Here is a 15,404-nt window from a genome sequence, read left to right on the forward strand (position 1 = left end):
ACATGGAATGTATCAGCTGTTACATTGATACGCGTGAACGAAGTTGCATCCGCCATCCGCGGCAGCCAGCGCTGGCCCCTGTACGCTGCCGGATTCACTACTGCTTTCGGCGCCCACGCAGTAGCCGCGGCACTCGGCGCTGAAAGCGCCGATATAGGCCTCAGCCTTCTCGGGCTCGGTATTCTGCTGGCTCTCTACGATGTTGCCGAAGTGTTCCTCAAACCCGTTTTCGGCTCCTTAAGCGACCGGATCGGCCCAAAACCCGTGATCATCGGCGGCCTGCTGGCTTTCGCTGCGGCTTCCTTGATTGGCCTGTGGGCTGAACAACCCTTCATGCTGGCGGCCGCCCGCCTCGGACAGGGCATGGCCGCATCCGCCTTCTCTCCGGCTTCTTCGGCAAGCGTCGCCCGATTGGCCGGCGCCAGGACGGGGCACTACTTCGGCCGCTATGGCTCCTGGAAAGGACTCGGTTATGCCATCGGCCCGCTGTTGGGGGCCCTGGCCATTATTGCGGGTGGATTCAGTCTCCTTTTCGGAGTGCTTGCCGTGGTCAGCCTGTGCGTGGCAGTCTGGGCTGCCGTGGCGGTGCCACCACTTGCCCCTTTGCCCAGGCCCCGGTACACCATCCTCGACGTCTGGAAGCAGAGCACCGAGCGTTCATTCCTTGGACCCACCCTCGTTCTGGCCGCCGCCACCGGCTCATTGGGAGCAGCAGTCGGCTTCCTTCCGGCCCTTGCGGCCCGCGAGGGATTCGGCACCACGGGAAGTGTCGCCGTCGTGACCGTGCTTGCCGTCACGTCCTCCCTCATCCAACCGCGGGTGGGTAAGCTTCGCGATCACGGTTCGGTGAGCGACAGGGCAGGAATGATCCTCGGCCTGGCTGCCATCTGCTGCGGAACCCTCCTGGCCGGTCTTGCTCCCGGCCCGGTTGCCATCTACGCCGCGGCGGTATTCATCGGTATGGGCATTGGCGTGGCAACTCCGCTTGCCTTTGCGCACCTGGCTGACGCAACGCCCAAGGAACGGCTCGGCCGGACGATGGGTTCGGCGGAGCTCGGGCGGGAACTGGGCGATGCAGGTGGCCCGCTGCTGGTGGGCGCGGTCGCCGTCACCGCCGGTTTGCCGTGGGGCTTGGGCGCACTGGCAGCAGTGGTCGCGGCAGCCTCATTCGCAGCACCGGGCGCCGAGGCGAACCCGAGCAACGACTGACCCCGGGCCGAAGGAACCGCTAAGCGTCGATGCGTTCCCGGTCCAGGGTGGCGGCGCCGGCGATGATGAATTCCTTGCGGGGGGCAACATCTGAACCCATCAAGAGGTCGAAAACCTCTTCTGCGCGCTGCGCGCTGTCGATGCCGACCTTGCGCAGCGTACGGTGCCGGGGATCCATCGTGGTTTCCGCGAGTTGCTGGGCGTCCATCTCACCAAGGCCCTTGTAGCGTTGGATCGGTTCCTTGTACCGCTTGCCTTCCTTGGCAAGCTTTGACAGGAGAACGTGGAGCTCGGCCTCGGAGTAGGTGTAGATCATCTCGTTCGCCTTTTGGCCCGGATTGATCACCTCAACGCGATGCAACGGCGGAACGGCCGCGAAGACACGGCCGGCTTCCACCATGGGACGCATGTAGCGGAAGAACAAGGTCAGCAATAGTGTCCGGATGTGCGCACCGTCGACGTCGGCGTCGGTCATCAGGATTACTTTGCCGTACCGGGCAGCGTCAATATCGAAGCTGCGACCCGAGCCTGCACCCACCACCTGGATCAGGGCCGCACACTCGGCGTTGGAAAGCATGTCGCCAACCGAGGCCTTCTGGACGTTCAGGATCTTGCCGCGGATGGGCAGCAACGCCTGGAAGTCCGAAGACCGGGCAAGCTTGGCCGTGCCCAGCGCCGAATCGCCCTCCACGATGAACAGTTCCGAGCGTTCAACGTCATCCGTCCGGCAGTCGGCCAACTTGGTAGGCATCGACGAAGTTTCCAGGGCATTCTTGCGGCGCTGCGTTTCCTTGTGGACGCGTGCCGAGATCCGCGACTTCATCTCGCTGACGATCTTTTCCAGAAGCAGGGCCGACTGGGCTTTGTCGTTGCGGTTGGCCGAACCCAGCTTTGCCGTGATTTCCTTTTCGACCACCTTGGCAACAATGGCGCGCACCGCCGAGGTACCCAGGATCTCCTTGGTCTGCCCTTCGAACTGCGGCTCGGCCAGCCGTACCGTCAGTACCGCTGTGAGCCCGGCCAGGACATCGTCCTTTTCGATCTTGTCGTTGCCCGCCTTCAGCTTGCGGGCATTTGCCTCCACGGCCTTGCGGAAAGTCTTCAGCAAAGCTGCCTCGAACCCCGACTGGTGTGTACCGCCCTTGGGCGTGGCGATGATGTTGACGAAGCTGCGCATCGTGGTCTCATACCCAATCCCCCAGCGCAGGGCAATGTCCACCTCGCAATCCCGTTCAACTTCGGCAATCTTGCTGTGGCCGTTCTCGTCCAGCACCGGGACCGTTTCCTTGAACTTACCGGCACCGTGGAGCCGCCACACGTCCGTTACGCCAGAGTCGGCAGCCAGGAACTCAACGAACTCCGAAATTCCGCCGTCGTGGTGGAAGACTTCCTCATGGGGCCCGCTCTCCCCGGGTGTTCCCGCCACCCTGCGCTCGTCGCGGACCGTGATTTTCAGGCCCGGGACCAGGAAGGACGTCTGCCGCGCACGAGCCACGAGATCGTCGTACGAGAACTTCGCATCGGGGGTAAAAATCTGCCGGTCGGCCCAGTAGCGCACACGGGTGCCCGTGACGCCGCGTTTCGCCTTGCCGACGACGTCAAGGACCGAGCCTTCGATAAACGGTTCGAACGGTGAATCGGGACCGGACTTGGACCCGGAATCCACAAAGCGTCCTGGCTCTCCGCGCCGGAATGACATCTGGTAGGTCTTGCTGCCCCGGTCCACCTGGACGTCCAAACGGCTGGACAATGCGTTCACAACCGAGGCGCCCACACCGTGGAGCCCGCCGGAGGCCGTGTACGAGCCGCCGCCAAACTTGCCGCCGGCGTGGAGTTTGGTGAAGACAACCTCGACGCCGGTGAGCCCTGTCTTCGGTTCGACGTCGACCGGAATGCCGCGTCCGTCGTCGTGGATCTCAACAGAGTTGTCCGCGTGGAGGATCACCTTGATGTCATGGCCGAAACCCGCCAGTGCCTCATCAACTGCGTTGTCGATGATTTCCCAGAGGCAGTGCATGAGGCCACGCGAATCCGTAGAGCCGATATACATGCCCGGGCGCTTGCGGACGGCTTCGAGGCCCTCAAGGACGGAAAGATGCCGGGCGTTGTATTCAGAACTCGGTGCCACTCGCGGTGCGCTCCTTCGGGGTATATCTCAGGGTGTTTCCAGCGGCGCTTCCGCTCGCTAAGTCCAGGCAAACACTGCCCATACAAGGATAGCGGCGTGCTGCCCAAAGAACCGGCTGCCACTCCCGGGCAGCCGAGGCCGGCTTCGTTACGTTACGCACATGTGATACGCGGACAGCGAAAGTGATCCATCCTTGCCATGGTTCTGCTCCGAATACTGGTTATATGGATGTACAGAACTACTAAGGAGGCCGACATGACAACAGCAGTTGCAGACCGCACGCTAAACGCAGCTGACCGATGCGATCGTTGCGGGGCTCAAGCATATGTCCGCGTTGTACTCGAGTCCTCCGGAGGTGAGCTGCTTTTCTGCGGCCACCACGCCCGCGCAGTCGAGGCCACGCTCCGGCCCCTGACCTCCGACTGGCACGATGAGACCGAGCGCCTCAATGAGAAGGCACCGATCCCGGTCGATTAGGCAGGGTATTCCGGTTTCCAGGCACGCCGAACGCCAGCCAAGCGTAACCGGAACAAGGATTCACAGCGAATCGGTCCGGAAGAACCGGACCAACCAAGAACAGGGCTTCTCCCGCAAGGAGGGGCCCTGTTCCAGTTAAGCCGTTTGCGCCTTTTCGGTTAGGACAAGAAACAGCCCGGCCGGAAACCGGCCGGGCTGTCAGGGTCGTGGGAAACGAACCTCTAGTCCAAGTAGTCCCGGAGGACCTGCGAACGCGAGGGGTGCCGCAGCTTGGACATGGTCTTGGATTCGATCTGGCGGATGCGTTCACGCGTAACACCATAGACCTTGCCGATTTCGTCTAAAGTCTTGGGCTGTCCATCAGTCAGGCCGAAACGCATGGCCACGACGCCGGCTTCGCGCTCAGAAAGGGTATCGAGCACGGAGTGGAGCTGCTCCTGAAGGAGCGTGAAGCTCACTGCGTCAGCGGGCACCACGGCTTCGGAGTCCTCAATCAGGTCACCGAATTCCGAGTCGCCGTCTTCGCCAAGCGGAGTATGCAGCGAAATGGGTTCGCGCCCGTACTTCTGGACTTCCACTACCTTCTCAGGAGTCATGTCCAGTTCGAGGGCGAGTTCCTCCGGCGTTGGTTCGCGGCCAAGGTCCTGGAGCATCTGCCGCTGGACACGGGCCAGCTTGTTGATGACTTCAACCATGTGTACCGGAATACGGATGGTACGGGCCTGATCGGCCATGGCGCGGGTAATGGCCTGACGGATCCACCAGGTTGCGTAGGTGGAGAACTTGAAGCCCTTGGTGTAGTCGAACTTCTCCACGGCACGGATCAGACCAAGGTTGCCTTCCTGGATGAGGTCCAGGAAGAGCATGCCACGGCCGGTGTAACGCTTGGCGAGGGACACCACAAGGCGAAGGTTGGCTTCGAGCAGGTGGTTCTTGGCCCTCTTGCCATCATGGATGACGAACTCGAGCTCGCGCTTGAGCTTGGGATCCATTGAACCGTCGTCGGCAGCGATCTTCTCCTCGGCAAACAGGCCGGCTTCGATCCGCAATGCGAGGTCGACTTCCTGCTCGGCGTTCAGCAGGGCGACCTTACCGATCTGCTTCAGGTAATCCTTTACGGGGTCGGCGGTAGCACCGGCCGACATGACCTGCTGGACGGGCGCGTCGTCATCATCGGCGTCGGAGTAGACAAAGCCGGAACCTGTGGGCGCAGGTTTGTCCTTGCCCGGAGCAGCGCCTTCTTCGGCGTCGTCATCGCCGACTTCCACTTCCTCAGCGGCCGCGGGATCGAACTCTTCGTCCTCAACATTCGCTTCGTCAGCGTCATCATCGGTATCTGAAGACTTGCTCGCAGCCTCAGCCGCGGCCTTGGCGCCGGGCTTGGGTCCGCGCTTTTTGGGTGCCGGCTTGTCAGAGCCGCCCCCGGAGGCCTTGTTGGCAGCACTTGTCGCCGCACGCTTGGCCGATGCCGCCTTCGTTTCCTCAGGGGACAGTTCGGCCTGGGCGGCGGGTTCCTTCTCGACGGAAGACGGGGTCACAGAAAACCTTTCTAGCGGCGGTCTGTGGAATCACCATGTGGGCAACACCACTATGACCCTGTCAAGTCCGCGATTATTTTCAAACGCAATCGCCGTCCGCAGGGTCTCTAGGTACAACTGCCGACGCCGCCGCCTTGTTCCCTGAATTCGGGTACATTACGGGCATTCAAACGCGGACCCAACCGGGTCTCGGCATCCATTGTCTCATGATTTTGCGAATCGCATGCCTGTTTGCGGAGGGAAAGCTATTCGCGGGTACCAATGTATGTTCCCCAGGCCGACTCCGGCCGCCGCGCCCAGCTGCTGATGTTGCCCTGTCCGAGGATGTCCTCCAACAGCTCAGCCAGGCGGTAGCCCGGGTATGCCGTGAGGGCTCGGGTGAGGCAGAAGTGCGCCAGTGAACCGTTACCTTTGCACCACGCGATCCACCCTTGAAGCGTGAAAGCCGCTGCGGCTGCCTTGTTGTCCTCAGCGTCAGAGCACAGCACGGCCAGGGTCTGCCGAAGGGCTTCCAGCATCTGCCAATCAGGAACAGGGGGCTGCAGGCCCAACAGCACCTCGCCGTGAGAATGCGCTGGCCCCTTCACCGGAATTGATGGCACGCAGTCCGCCACCCGCGCTGGAATCCGGTTCCGCTTCGGCGGCGGCCAACCCAAGCTCGAGGACATCGAACGGCAGCGTTTGGGACACTTCATCCGAGAAAAGCTTGAACGACCCGGCCCCGGCTTTGGCCGAAGCAGGGCCAGCGGCAGCCATGACCATCACCGCGTCACGCCAGGCTGGAACCGTCAGGGTTGCCCTGAGGAAACCCGCAAGGTCCCTTCCGGCCGGGCCGTCCAGGAGGGACGGCATCGAACCGCCCGATGTCCTGGGCTCCAGTGAACCTGCAGGGTCCCGTAACCCAGCCAGATCACGCGATACAGCCCTGCTGAGGACCTGACGCCACACAGCCAGGACGGCATCGAAACACAGCTCGCTTTGCCAAGCGTCCTCCAGTTGCTCGGTGAAACGACGTTCTGCTTCCAGGACGGAGGGATCGGCTTCTCTCCCGAGGGCGATGACAGGGGGATTGTCTTTGCTTGCGGGAGAGGAGCCCACCGTACTTCCGCGATAGATCAGCTCGGCATTGATACGGCTGTTCCGGATCTGCTCCACGGGCAGGCCCGGCACAGGACAACAGTCGGGATCGCTGCAAAAGGCGCTTCGCCAATACGTAGAGCCAATAAACCACGCATCCCGAACCGGGAGTCCGACGGCCTCCAATGACTGGTGCAACGACACGAGGAAGGGCATTGCCCGGCAGATCACCGAGCCGTCATCCCATCCTTCATCGACATAGAAGGCAAGAACCACCCCGTCGGCTTGGTGATCGGAGAGCAGGTGGTTGCGTACATAGTCGGAAAAGGAGGCCCGGACCCCCGGAGAGGCCGAGGATGGAAGATCCACCCGCAGCGTTGCTCCCAGGTGCCTGCCCTGCATGGTGATGGCTACCAGGCTGTCCTCCGGCCAGTAGCCCAGCAGGTGCGGAATGTAGCCCAGAATGTCTTCGGGTTGATGGATACTCAGCGTTTCCTTGGTGGTCATGCATCAAGCGTGGGCCAGCGCTGATGCCGACAAACAGCCACCGCCAGGACTATGTGCAAAACGAACGCCTGTGGAGTAAGAGTGCGAATTCCGCGGCTAAGACGCGCACCGGGGCGCTGTGCGCCTACTCGCGCGGAGCCTGCTCGGCGCGCGCCGCCCGGCGTCGTTCAATGCGTTCCCGCCGCTGCTTGGCCAGGGTCGCCACGAGCGGGGGCACGTGCGTTCCCTGTGCGGCCATTTGCAGCCGAACTTTCCTGCGGGTGAAAAGGATCAGCATGGTGCCGATTCCGAGCAGCAGGAACTGGACGCTGAGCGCGATCCTGAAGGGAGCCAGCCCATACAAGTTGCCGCCGGAGAACCCGCTGGCGTTCAACACGTCCAGGACAAGGCCGATCAGGTAGATGGCTACGAGAGCGGCAATAAATCCGCCCACGTTGACGATGCCCGTCGCCGTGCCGATCCGGTGCGAGGGATTGAACGTCCGCGCAAAGTCGAATCCAATCATTGAGCCCGGTCCGCCTACGGCCAGCACCACCACCAGCACCACCAGGAGCCACAACGGAGCCCTGTCCGGGAGAACCAGCACCGCGGCCCAGGCGAGTGCGGTGGCCGTGGTGATGAGCAGCACCATGGCTGAACGACGCATAGGGTGCCTGGAGACGAAGCGTCCCACGCCCGGCCCCGTGACGATGGCTGTTGCGACGAAGAGCGCCATCAAAGCCGAAACCGTCCCGGCGTCCAGACCCTGGGCTGATAGAAGGAAGGGATATCCCCACGTCATGGCGAACAAGTTGCCGCTGAACTGGACGGTGAAGTGACTCCACAGGCCCAGCCGGGTGCCGGGCTGCTTCCAGGCCCGGGACAACGAGACGCCGGTGGCCCGGAGGCCCTGTGAAACGTCCCTTGGAGGGTGCCCCGGAGGCGCGTCCCGCAGGAGTGCAACCACCAGCACGACGGCCAGGACGGACATGGACGCCAAGGTGAGGAAGGCCGGCGTCCAACCCGCAGAATGCAGCAACAAGGCGAAGGGAACAACGCTGAACAGCTGTCCCAGCTGACCGCACATGCCGGTCAGCTGGGTAACCAGCGGAACCCTGGCAGGCGCAAACCACAACGGCACCAGGCGTATGACGGAGATAAAGGTCATGGCGTCGCCGGCCCCCACCAGGACCCGCCCCAGCACTCCCCCGGGAATGCTGTCCGCGTATGCCAACTGCAGCTGACCCAGCCCCATGAGAACCGCACCGCCGGCAATCATTGCGCGGGAACCCAGTCTATCCACCAGGACCCCAACGGGAATTTGGAGGCCCGCGTACACCAGCAACTGCAGGACGGTGAAGAACGATACTGCCGCGGCGCTGGCATGGAAGCGCTCGGTGGCTTCGAGCCCGGCAACGCCAAATGAGGTCCTCTGGGCCACCGCCACCAAGTACGCGAATACGCCGATTGTCCAGATGAGCCAGGCGCGGGGAGAATTCACCCCTTAATTATGCCCGTCCCGCAATCAAAGCTGATTTATTGTGGCGCGTCCTTACGGGCAAGATACGCCTCAACGGCAGCGCCGAGATCCTCCGCGTTGGGCAACTCGTCGTTTTCGTCAGCCAGGAGGGAACGCCGGACGATCCCCTCGGACTTCTCGTCATAGCGGGCCTCGAGATTGGACACCACAGCCTGCACTTCTTCGGACGATTCAATCTGTTCGGCGATTTGCCTGCCGACTTCGCGGCCTGCCTCGCGCAGGCGGTCGGTGGGAAGCATCAACGAAGTCGCAGCACCGAGGTACTCCAGGCCTGCTACGGCGGCCTGAGGATATTCGGCTTCGGAGAGGTAGTGCGGCACATGGATGACGTAGCCGGCAACGTTTCGTTCTGCCTCCGTGAGCCGCAGCTCCAGGATGTGCCCGATTGCAGCAGGCACCTCAACCGTGGGCTTCCAACTGGAGATGCCTTCGATGAGTTCCGGCCTGTTTCCGTGCACCGTCACGCCCACGGGCCGGGTGTGTGGCACCGGCATGGGAATCGAATGGATCCAGGTCACCAGGTTGACGTCCAGCTTCTCGACGATTCCGACGACGGCCCTGGAGAATCGCTCCCACTGCAGGTCGGGTTCAAAGCCGGCGAGCAGCAGAAATGGCTGGCCGAGGCCGTCGGTGAGCTTGTACAGTCCCAGCTTGGGCGGCTGGTAGTCCTGCAGGTGGTCTTCGACAAAGCTGATATGCGGACGCCGCGAACGGTAATCGATGAGTTGGTCGGCGTCGAACATGGCCACTACCTGGGCGTCGAGTTGTTCGAGCAACTCGGCATTGATCTGGCGGACGACGTGGCCGGCGTCGGCAAAACCGGTGAAGCCCATGACCATGTTCAGTCCACGAAGATCGGGGTCGTGGAAAGTTTCGATGTTGCTCGCGTAGAGCGCCTCGGGGTCCAGGAGGGAGCCGGATATCCGTTCAAACACGGCATGTTCCTTTCGCAGTGGCAAAGTTCGTGGTCCGGCTGAAAGGCATCCATATGGCGCCCTGACGTGCCGGAGACCGCATCGCGACGGCCTGTTATTCATACAACGCTGCACCTCGCACGGGCATTCCTGCCGCATGATGTGCTGCAAATCTCATTTAATTGCAGTCCGCGGCCTGCCAGAGACTACGATCGAAGCGGGTCGACGTCCTCTTGCGACGCTGGGCCTGAAGACCAAGGCCGCCGTCGCAAGAGGACGTCGGACGCGTACCGGTGCGGGGCGCCTAACATGCAGCCCAGCCAAGCAAAGCAGAGAGAAGTGAGGACACATCCTCGTGGTCAAGACTACTGACATCATCCTCGGCGTAATTGCCAAAGACCCGAAAAAGTCCCCGAGCGACGCCCTGGTGGTTGGCGTTGCCCAAGGCGCAGACGGCCCTGTGCTGCTTTCGAACCCCTTGAGCGCCAAGGCCGCTGAGTCCATCACAGGGTCCTTGAAAGCCCTTGGCATCACCGGAGCAGCCGACCAGGTACACCGTCTCCCGGGCCTGCCGGAAACCGGCTCGGAGATCCTGGTCCTTAGCGGGGTTGGAAAGCAGTCCGACGGCGGCAGCCTCACCGAAGAGGCGCTGCGCCGCGCGGCGGGCTCAGCTGTCCGCCAGCTCGCAGGACTCTCCTCCGTTACGCTCGCTTTCCCCACCGCGACCATTGCCGATCTCGCAGCCGTCGCCGAGGGGGCTGCACTGGGCGCCTACTCATACACCGAGCACCGCTCCAGCCAGGATGGCTTGAAGGCACCCGTCAGCAAGGTCCTGCTTTCCACCGATCTCGATGCCAAGGCCGCTCAGCCGGCCCTGGACCGCGCCATTGTCCTTGCGCGTGCAGTCAATGCCACCCGGACGCTGGTCAACCAGCCGCCGAGCCACCTCTTCCCCGAGTCCTTCGCCGAATCCGCCAAGGAGCTCGCCAAGGGACTGCCGGTCAAGGTGTCGGTGTGGGACGAAAAGCGCCTGGAAAAAGAGGGTTTTGGCGGCATCCTCGGGGTCGGCAAGGGCTCCACACGCCAGCCCCGCTTGGTCAAGGTGGAGTACGCGCCTGCCAAGGCAAACCGCAAGCTGGCCCTCGTCGGTAAGGGCATCACGTTCGACACCGGCGGCATTTCCATCAAGCCGGCCCTCGGAATGGGCGACATGAAGAGCGACATGGCCGGTGCCGCCGTCGTGCTTAATACCGTCCTGGCCATCGCCTCCCTTGGCCTGCCCATTAAGGCAACCGCGTGGCTGTGCATCGCGGAAAACATGCCTTCGGGTGCCGCGCAGCGTCCGGCCGACGTCCTCACCATCTACGGTGGCAAGACAGTCGAGGTCCTGAACACCGACGCCGAAGGACGTTTGGTCATGGCAGACGGAATCGTGGCTGCCAGCCAGGAAAAGCCTGATGCCATTATCGACGTAGCCACCCTTACCGGCGCCCAGTTGATCGCCCTCGGCCTGCGAACCGCAGGCGTCATGGGTTCCGACTCCGTCACTGCGGCCTTGAAGTCGGCCGCGGACCGCGCCGGCGAGTTGGTGTGGCCCATGCCCCTTCCGGAGGAACTGCGCCCCAGCCTGGACTCGCAGGTCGCTGACATCGCCAACATCGGCGAACGCAACGGCGGCATGATGACTGCCGCCGTCTTCCTTCAGGAATTCGTCGGCAAGAACGGCGACGGCGAGCAGATTCCGTGGGCACACATCGACATTGCCGGTCCTTCCTTTAACAACGGCAGCCCCTACGGCTACACACCCAAGCAGGGAACCGGGTGCACTGTCCGGACCCTGGTCGCTTACGCCGAGGATCTGCTGGCGGTTTCCGCCTAGGGACCCCTGCCACTCCGCCAGGCACGGTGCGGGCCTTCCAAAGGAACCCGGCAGGGCCCGCATTTGCCCGGAATTATGCGGGGTGTAGCGCTGTGTCACAAGTGAACGTGAGTCTGGACACAAGCGCTGCACAAACGCCCGCAGAGGGTGGAGCATGGGTAGGTGGTTCGCTAAGGTGAACACGATAGTCACAAATGCAAGAGAACTTACGTGCTGGCATAATCACGGCAGAACAAGTTCCAAAGACCAGATGGCACCAGTCCCGTGTCATCATTCACGCGAGGGAGCGTTTTAGTGGCCGATCAGGCAACTGCGCAAGAATTCGACATCCTGGTACTCGGTGGCGGCAGCGGCGGCTACGCCACGGCTTTGCGGGCCGTACAGCTTGGGTTCACCGTTGGCCTTGTTGAAAAGGCAAAGCTCGGTGGAACCTGCCTCCACAATGGCTGTATCCCCACCAAGGCACTCCTGCACTCGGCAGAACTGGCCGACCATGCACGCGATTCCGCCAAGTACGGCGTCAACGTAACGCTGGACAGCATCGACATGCCGGCCGTGAACGCTTACAAAGACGGCATCATTGCCGGTAAGTACAAGGGCCTGCAGGGACTTATCAAGTCCAAGGGCATCACGGTCATTGAGGGCGAAGGCAAGCTCCAGGGCAACAACACCGTCGTTGTGAACGGTACTGCCTACACCGGCAAGAACATCGTTCTGGCTACGGGCTCGTACTCCCGCTCCCTTCCGGGCCTGGAAATCGGCGGCAAGGTCATCACCTCGGACCAGGCCCTCACCATGGACTACATTCCCAAGAGCGCAATCGTCCTCGGCGGCGGCGTTATTGGTGTCGAGTTCGCCTCCGTATGGAAGTCCTTCGGCGTTGACGTCACCATCATCGAAGGCCTCCCCTCCCTCGTTCCGAACGAGGACGCCGCGATCGTCAAGAACCTTGAGCGGGCCTTCAAGAAGCGTGGCATCAAGTTCAGCACCGGCATCTTCTTCCAGGGTGTCGAGCAGGACGAGAACGGCGTCAAGGTCACACTGGTTGACGGACAGACGTTCGAGGCAGACCTGCTCCTGGTAGCTGTCGGCCGCGGACCTGTTACCGCGAACCTGGGCTACGAAGAAGCCGGCCTGACCATCGACCGCGGATTCGTCATCACCAACGAGCGCCTCCACACCGGCGTCGGCAACATTTACGCCGTCGGCGACATCGTTCCCGGCGTTCAGCTTGCGCACCGCGGCTACCAGCAGGGCATCTTCGTTGCAGAGGAAATCGCCGGCCTCAACCCGGCCATTGTTGAAGACATCAACATCCCCAAGGTCACCTACTGCGAGCCCGAGATCGCAACCGTCGGTTACACCGAGAAGGCTGCCAAGGAAAAGTTCGGCGATGACCAGGTCCAGACCCAGGAATACAACCTGGCCGGTAACGGCAAGAGCTCCATCCTGGGCACCGGCGGCATCGTAAAGCTGGTCCGGCAGAAGGACGGCCCCGTGGTCGGCATCCACATGATCGGCTCGCGCATTGGCGAGCAGATCGGCGAAGCACAGCTCATCGTGAACTGGGAAGCGTACCCGGAAGATGTGGCACAGCTTGTCCACGCCCACCCCACCCAGAACGAAGCATTGGGCGAAGCCCACCTCGCCCTCGCGGGCAAGCCGCTCCACGGCTAAGTCTTTACCCAAGACAAAACGGTCCGGTGCGCACAGCGGAATCTGCAGTGCGCACCGGACCGGACCAGCAGAATTCATCCGCACAAAAAGATCAATAAGGAGAACGGGGACGACATGTCTGAATCCGTTAACTTGCCCGCCCTCGGTGAGAGTGTCACCGAAGGAACCGTCACCCGCTGGCTCAAGCAGGTTGGTGACCGGGTAGAGATCGACGAGCCGTTGCTCGAGGTTTCCACCGACAAAGTAGACACCGAAATCCCTTCTCCGATCGCTGGCGTCATCGAAGAAATCCTCGTCGCTGAAGACGAGACGGCAGAAGTTGGCGCCCCCTTGGTTCGCATCGGCGACGGCTCCGGTTCGGCAGCTCCCGCCGAAGAAGCACCTGCTGCAGAAGCCCCGGCCGAGCCGACAGCTCCTGCCCAGGAAGCCCCCGCAGCACCGGCCGAGGAGGCTCCCGCGGCCCAGGCTCCTGCCGCTTCCGGCGGCGAAGGCCACGAGGTTACCCTCCCCGCCCTCGGCGAAAGCGTCACTGAAGGCACCGTGACCCGCTGGCTGAAGGCCGTGGGCGACACCGTTGAGGTTGACGAGCCGCTTCTCGAGGTTTCCACCGACAAGGTCGACACCGAGATCCCGTCGCCCGTTGCCGGGACCCTGCAGGAAATCCGCGTCAACGAAGACGACACCGCTGAAGTCGGCTCCGTCTTGGCCATCATTGGCTCCGGCGCGGCACCTGCTCCGGCTGCGGCCCCGGCTCCCGAAGCTCCAGCCGCCGCTGCACCCGCCGCTGCACCGGCACCGGTCGCAGCTCCGGCACCCGCCGCTGCACCCGCACCCGCCGCAGCTCCGGCACCCGCCGCCGCTCCGGCACCCGCCGCAGCACCCGCACCCGCCGCCGCTCCGGCAGCTGCAGAGTCCGGCGCTGCTTCCGAGTCCGGCTACGTCACTCCCCTCGTCCGCAAGCTTGCAAACCAGCACGGCGTCGACATCGCTTCGGTATCGGGCACCGGTGTTGGCGGCCGTATCCGCAAGCAGGACGTCCTTGCAGCCGCCGAAGCCAAGCAGGCCGCTGCAGCACCGGCAGCCGCACCCGCGGCTGCCCCTGCCCCAAAGGCGGCCGCACCCGTTGTTGCCTCGTCCTTGCGCGGCACCACGGAGAAGGCTCCCCGGATCCGCCAGGTGATCGCCCGCCGCATGCGCGAATCGCTCGAGGTCTCCACGCAGCTCACCCAGGTGCACGAAGTGGACATGACCAAGATCGCCAAGCTGCGCCTCAAGGCCAAGAACAACTTCCAGGCCCAGAACGGCGTCAAGCTGACCTTCCTGCCCTTCATCGCCAAGGCCGTCGCCGAGGCTCTCAAGCAGCACCCGAAGCTGAACGCTGCTTACGACGAGTCCAAGCAGGAAATCACGTACCACAACGCCGAACACCTGGCTATTGCCGTTGACACCGACAAGGGCCTCCTGGTTCCGGTGATCTCCGACGCCGGTAACTTGAACCTCGCGGGCCTGGCCAGCAAGATCGCGGACGTCGCAGGCCGTACGCGTGACGGCAAGATTGGCCCGGATGAACTCTCCGGCGGTACCTTCAGCATCACCAACATCGGTTCCGTTGGAGCACTGTTCGACACGCCGATCATCAACCAGCCGCAGGTCGGCATCCTGGGCACCGGCGCAATCGTCAAGCGCGCGGTTGTCGTGGCTGACGAGAATGGCGATGACTCAATCGCCATCCGCTCCATGATGTACCTGTCCCTGACCTACGATCACCGTTTGGTGGACGGCGCAGATGCGGGCCGCTTCCTGCAGACCCTCAAGGCACGCCTTGAAGAAGGCGCCTTCGAAGCGGACCTGGGCCTCTAGGACCTTTCAGCACTCTCGCTGACCACAAAGGCGGGGCAGGGATTTCGGGAAACCGGAAACCTGCCCCGCCTTTTGTCGTCACAGCCGCTTTCATCCTCATGCTCTTTCTTCCTGGGAGCGTGGTTTTGCTACGGGACGTAGAAGGGACTGGATAAGCTGGGGTCATGAGTATTCTCTTCAGCATCCTGGTGTTCTTGCACATCGTCGGCGCAGCCATGATTGTGGGCTACTGGATCGCCACCATCAAGGAGCCAACGGTGCATCCGCGCCAGCGTGACGGCGCGTTCCTTCAGCTCCTCACCGGCATCGCCATGATGGGCCTGATCACGGTTCCCGAGCTCAACATGCATGCCAACTATTTCAAGCTCGGCATCAAGTTCGCCATTGCCGTTGCCGTGGCCGTCCTGGCTGTGATCGGATCACGCAAGGTGAAGAAGGGCGAACCCGTTTCCACCGGGCTTGCCCACGGAGTCGGCGGGCTGGCTCTGGTCAATATCGCCATCGCCACGCTCTGGAACTGACAACACGCCGACCATACATCCAGGCAGCCGTCCCGCATCCGAAGCGGGGCGGCTGTCTGTTTTGCGGCGAGTCGCGCGCTGAAGCGGCGGTATCGTCC

The 15,404-nt window shown here is 62.7% G+C and carries 12 protein-coding genes; 6 read left to right on the top strand and 6 right to left on the bottom strand.

Annotated elements, in window-relative coordinates; all coding sequences use genetic code 11:
- Positions 1 to 33 precede the first annotated feature (33 nt).
- Positions 34 to 1,209: an MFS transporter gene (locus ACIPY2_RS07055; protein ID WP_400265636.1), complete on the top strand. Its 1,176-nt coding sequence runs from the start codon at positions 34 to 36 to the stop codon at positions 1,207 to 1,209.
- 19 nt (positions 1,210 to 1,228) lie between these two features.
- On the opposite strand, the gene ACIPY2_RS07060 is transcribed toward ACIPY2_RS07055, so the two are convergent.
- On the bottom strand, positions 1,229 to 3,337 hold the full coding sequence (locus ACIPY2_RS07060; protein ID WP_400265637.1) for a type IIA DNA topoisomerase subunit B: 2,109 nt from the start codon (positions 3,335 to 3,337) through the stop codon (positions 1,229 to 1,231).
- A gap of 255 nt (positions 3,338 to 3,592) precedes the next feature.
- On the opposite strand from ACIPY2_RS07060, the gene ACIPY2_RS07065 reads away from it, so the two are divergent.
- The gene (locus tag ACIPY2_RS07065) at positions 3,593 to 3,814 is read left to right on the top strand and encodes a hypothetical protein (RefSeq protein ID WP_400265638.1); all 222 of its coding nucleotides are present in this window, start codon (positions 3,593 to 3,595) and stop codon (positions 3,812 to 3,814) included.
- Positions 3,815 to 4,035: 221 nt separating this feature from the next.
- Here ACIPY2_RS07065 and ACIPY2_RS07070 read toward each other — a convergent pair whose 3' ends face one another.
- From ACIPY2_RS07070 to ACIPY2_RS07090, 5 genes are all read right to left on the bottom strand, one after another.
- Positions 4,036 to 5,352 (bottom strand): RNA polymerase sigma factor, encoded by a 1,317-nt coding sequence (locus ACIPY2_RS07070; RefSeq protein WP_400265639.1) that lies wholly within the window; start codon positions 5,350 to 5,352, stop codon positions 4,036 to 4,038.
- A 245-nt stretch (positions 5,353 to 5,597) separates the two neighbouring features.
- Positions 5,598 to 5,870, bottom strand: a complete 273-nt coding sequence (locus ACIPY2_RS07075; protein WP_400265640.1) for a DUF4192 family protein — start codon at positions 5,868 to 5,870, stop codon at positions 5,598 to 5,600.
- A gap of 7 nt (positions 5,871 to 5,877) precedes the next feature.
- Positions 5,878 to 6,936 carry a DUF4192 domain-containing protein gene (locus tag ACIPY2_RS07080; RefSeq protein ID WP_400265641.1) on the bottom strand — a complete coding sequence of 353 codons (1,059 nt, stop codon included), beginning with the start codon at positions 6,934 to 6,936 and terminating at the stop codon, positions 5,878 to 5,880.
- A gap of 124 nt (positions 6,937 to 7,060) precedes the next feature.
- The gene (locus ACIPY2_RS07085) at positions 7,061 to 8,416 is read right to left on the bottom strand and encodes a nitrate/nitrite transporter (protein ID WP_400265642.1); all 1,356 of its coding nucleotides are present in this window, start codon (positions 8,414 to 8,416) and stop codon (positions 7,061 to 7,063) included.
- Positions 8,417 to 8,451: 35 nt separating this feature from the next.
- Entirely contained in the window at positions 8,452 to 9,390 is a 939-nt protein-coding gene (locus ACIPY2_RS07090) for a proteasome assembly chaperone family protein (protein WP_400265643.1), read from the bottom strand.
- Between the two features lie 334 nt (positions 9,391 to 9,724).
- Between ACIPY2_RS07090 and ACIPY2_RS07095 the strand changes: the two genes are divergently transcribed.
- The 4 genes from ACIPY2_RS07095 (at position 9,725) to ACIPY2_RS07110 (ending at position 15,306) form a co-directional block, all read left to right on the top strand.
- Complete coding sequence (locus ACIPY2_RS07095; protein ID WP_400265644.1) at positions 9,725 to 11,248, top strand: leucyl aminopeptidase; 1,524 nt, start codon at positions 9,725 to 9,727, stop codon at positions 11,246 to 11,248.
- A gap of 294 nt (positions 11,249 to 11,542) precedes the next feature.
- Positions 11,543 to 12,925, top strand: a complete 1,383-nt coding sequence (lpdA, locus tag ACIPY2_RS07100) for a dihydrolipoyl dehydrogenase (protein ID WP_400265645.1) — start codon at positions 11,543 to 11,545, stop codon at positions 12,923 to 12,925.
- A gap of 114 nt (positions 12,926 to 13,039) precedes the next feature.
- Positions 13,040 to 14,785, top strand: a complete 1,746-nt coding sequence (gene sucB / locus ACIPY2_RS07105; RefSeq protein ID WP_400265646.1) for a 2-oxoglutarate dehydrogenase, E2 component, dihydrolipoamide succinyltransferase — start codon at positions 13,040 to 13,042, stop codon at positions 14,783 to 14,785.
- A 164-nt stretch (positions 14,786 to 14,949) separates the two neighbouring features.
- On the top strand, positions 14,950 to 15,306 hold the full coding sequence (locus ACIPY2_RS07110; protein ID WP_387438513.1) for a hypothetical protein: 357 nt from the start codon (positions 14,950 to 14,952) through the stop codon (positions 15,304 to 15,306).
- Positions 15,307 to 15,404: the final 98 nt, after the last annotated feature.

It is taken from the genome of Paenarthrobacter sp. NPDC089675 (genome assembly GCF_044749185.1).
GTDB lineage: Bacteria > Actinomycetota > Actinomycetes > Actinomycetales > Micrococcaceae > Arthrobacter.

Excerpts from the sequence above, each read along its gene's own strand:
- sucB (WP_400265646.1), top strand. The coding sequence starts at position 13,040 with ATGTCTGAATCCGTTAACTTGCCCGCCCTCGGTGAGAGTGTCACCGAA.
- ACIPY2_RS07110 (WP_387438513.1), top strand. The coding sequence starts at position 14,950 with ATGAGTATTCTCTTCAGCATCCTGGTGTTCTTGCACATCGTCGGCGCA.
- ACIPY2_RS07080 (WP_400265641.1), bottom strand. The coding sequence starts at position 6,936 with ATGACCACCAAGGAAACGCTGAGTATCCATCAACCCGAAGACATTCTG.
- ACIPY2_RS07065 (WP_400265638.1), top strand. The coding sequence starts at position 3,593 with ATGACAACAGCAGTTGCAGACCGCACGCTAAACGCAGCTGACCGATGC.
- ACIPY2_RS07075 (WP_400265640.1), bottom strand. The coding sequence starts at position 5,870 with ATGCTGGAAGCCCTTCGGCAGACCCTGGCCGTGCTGTGCTCTGACGCT.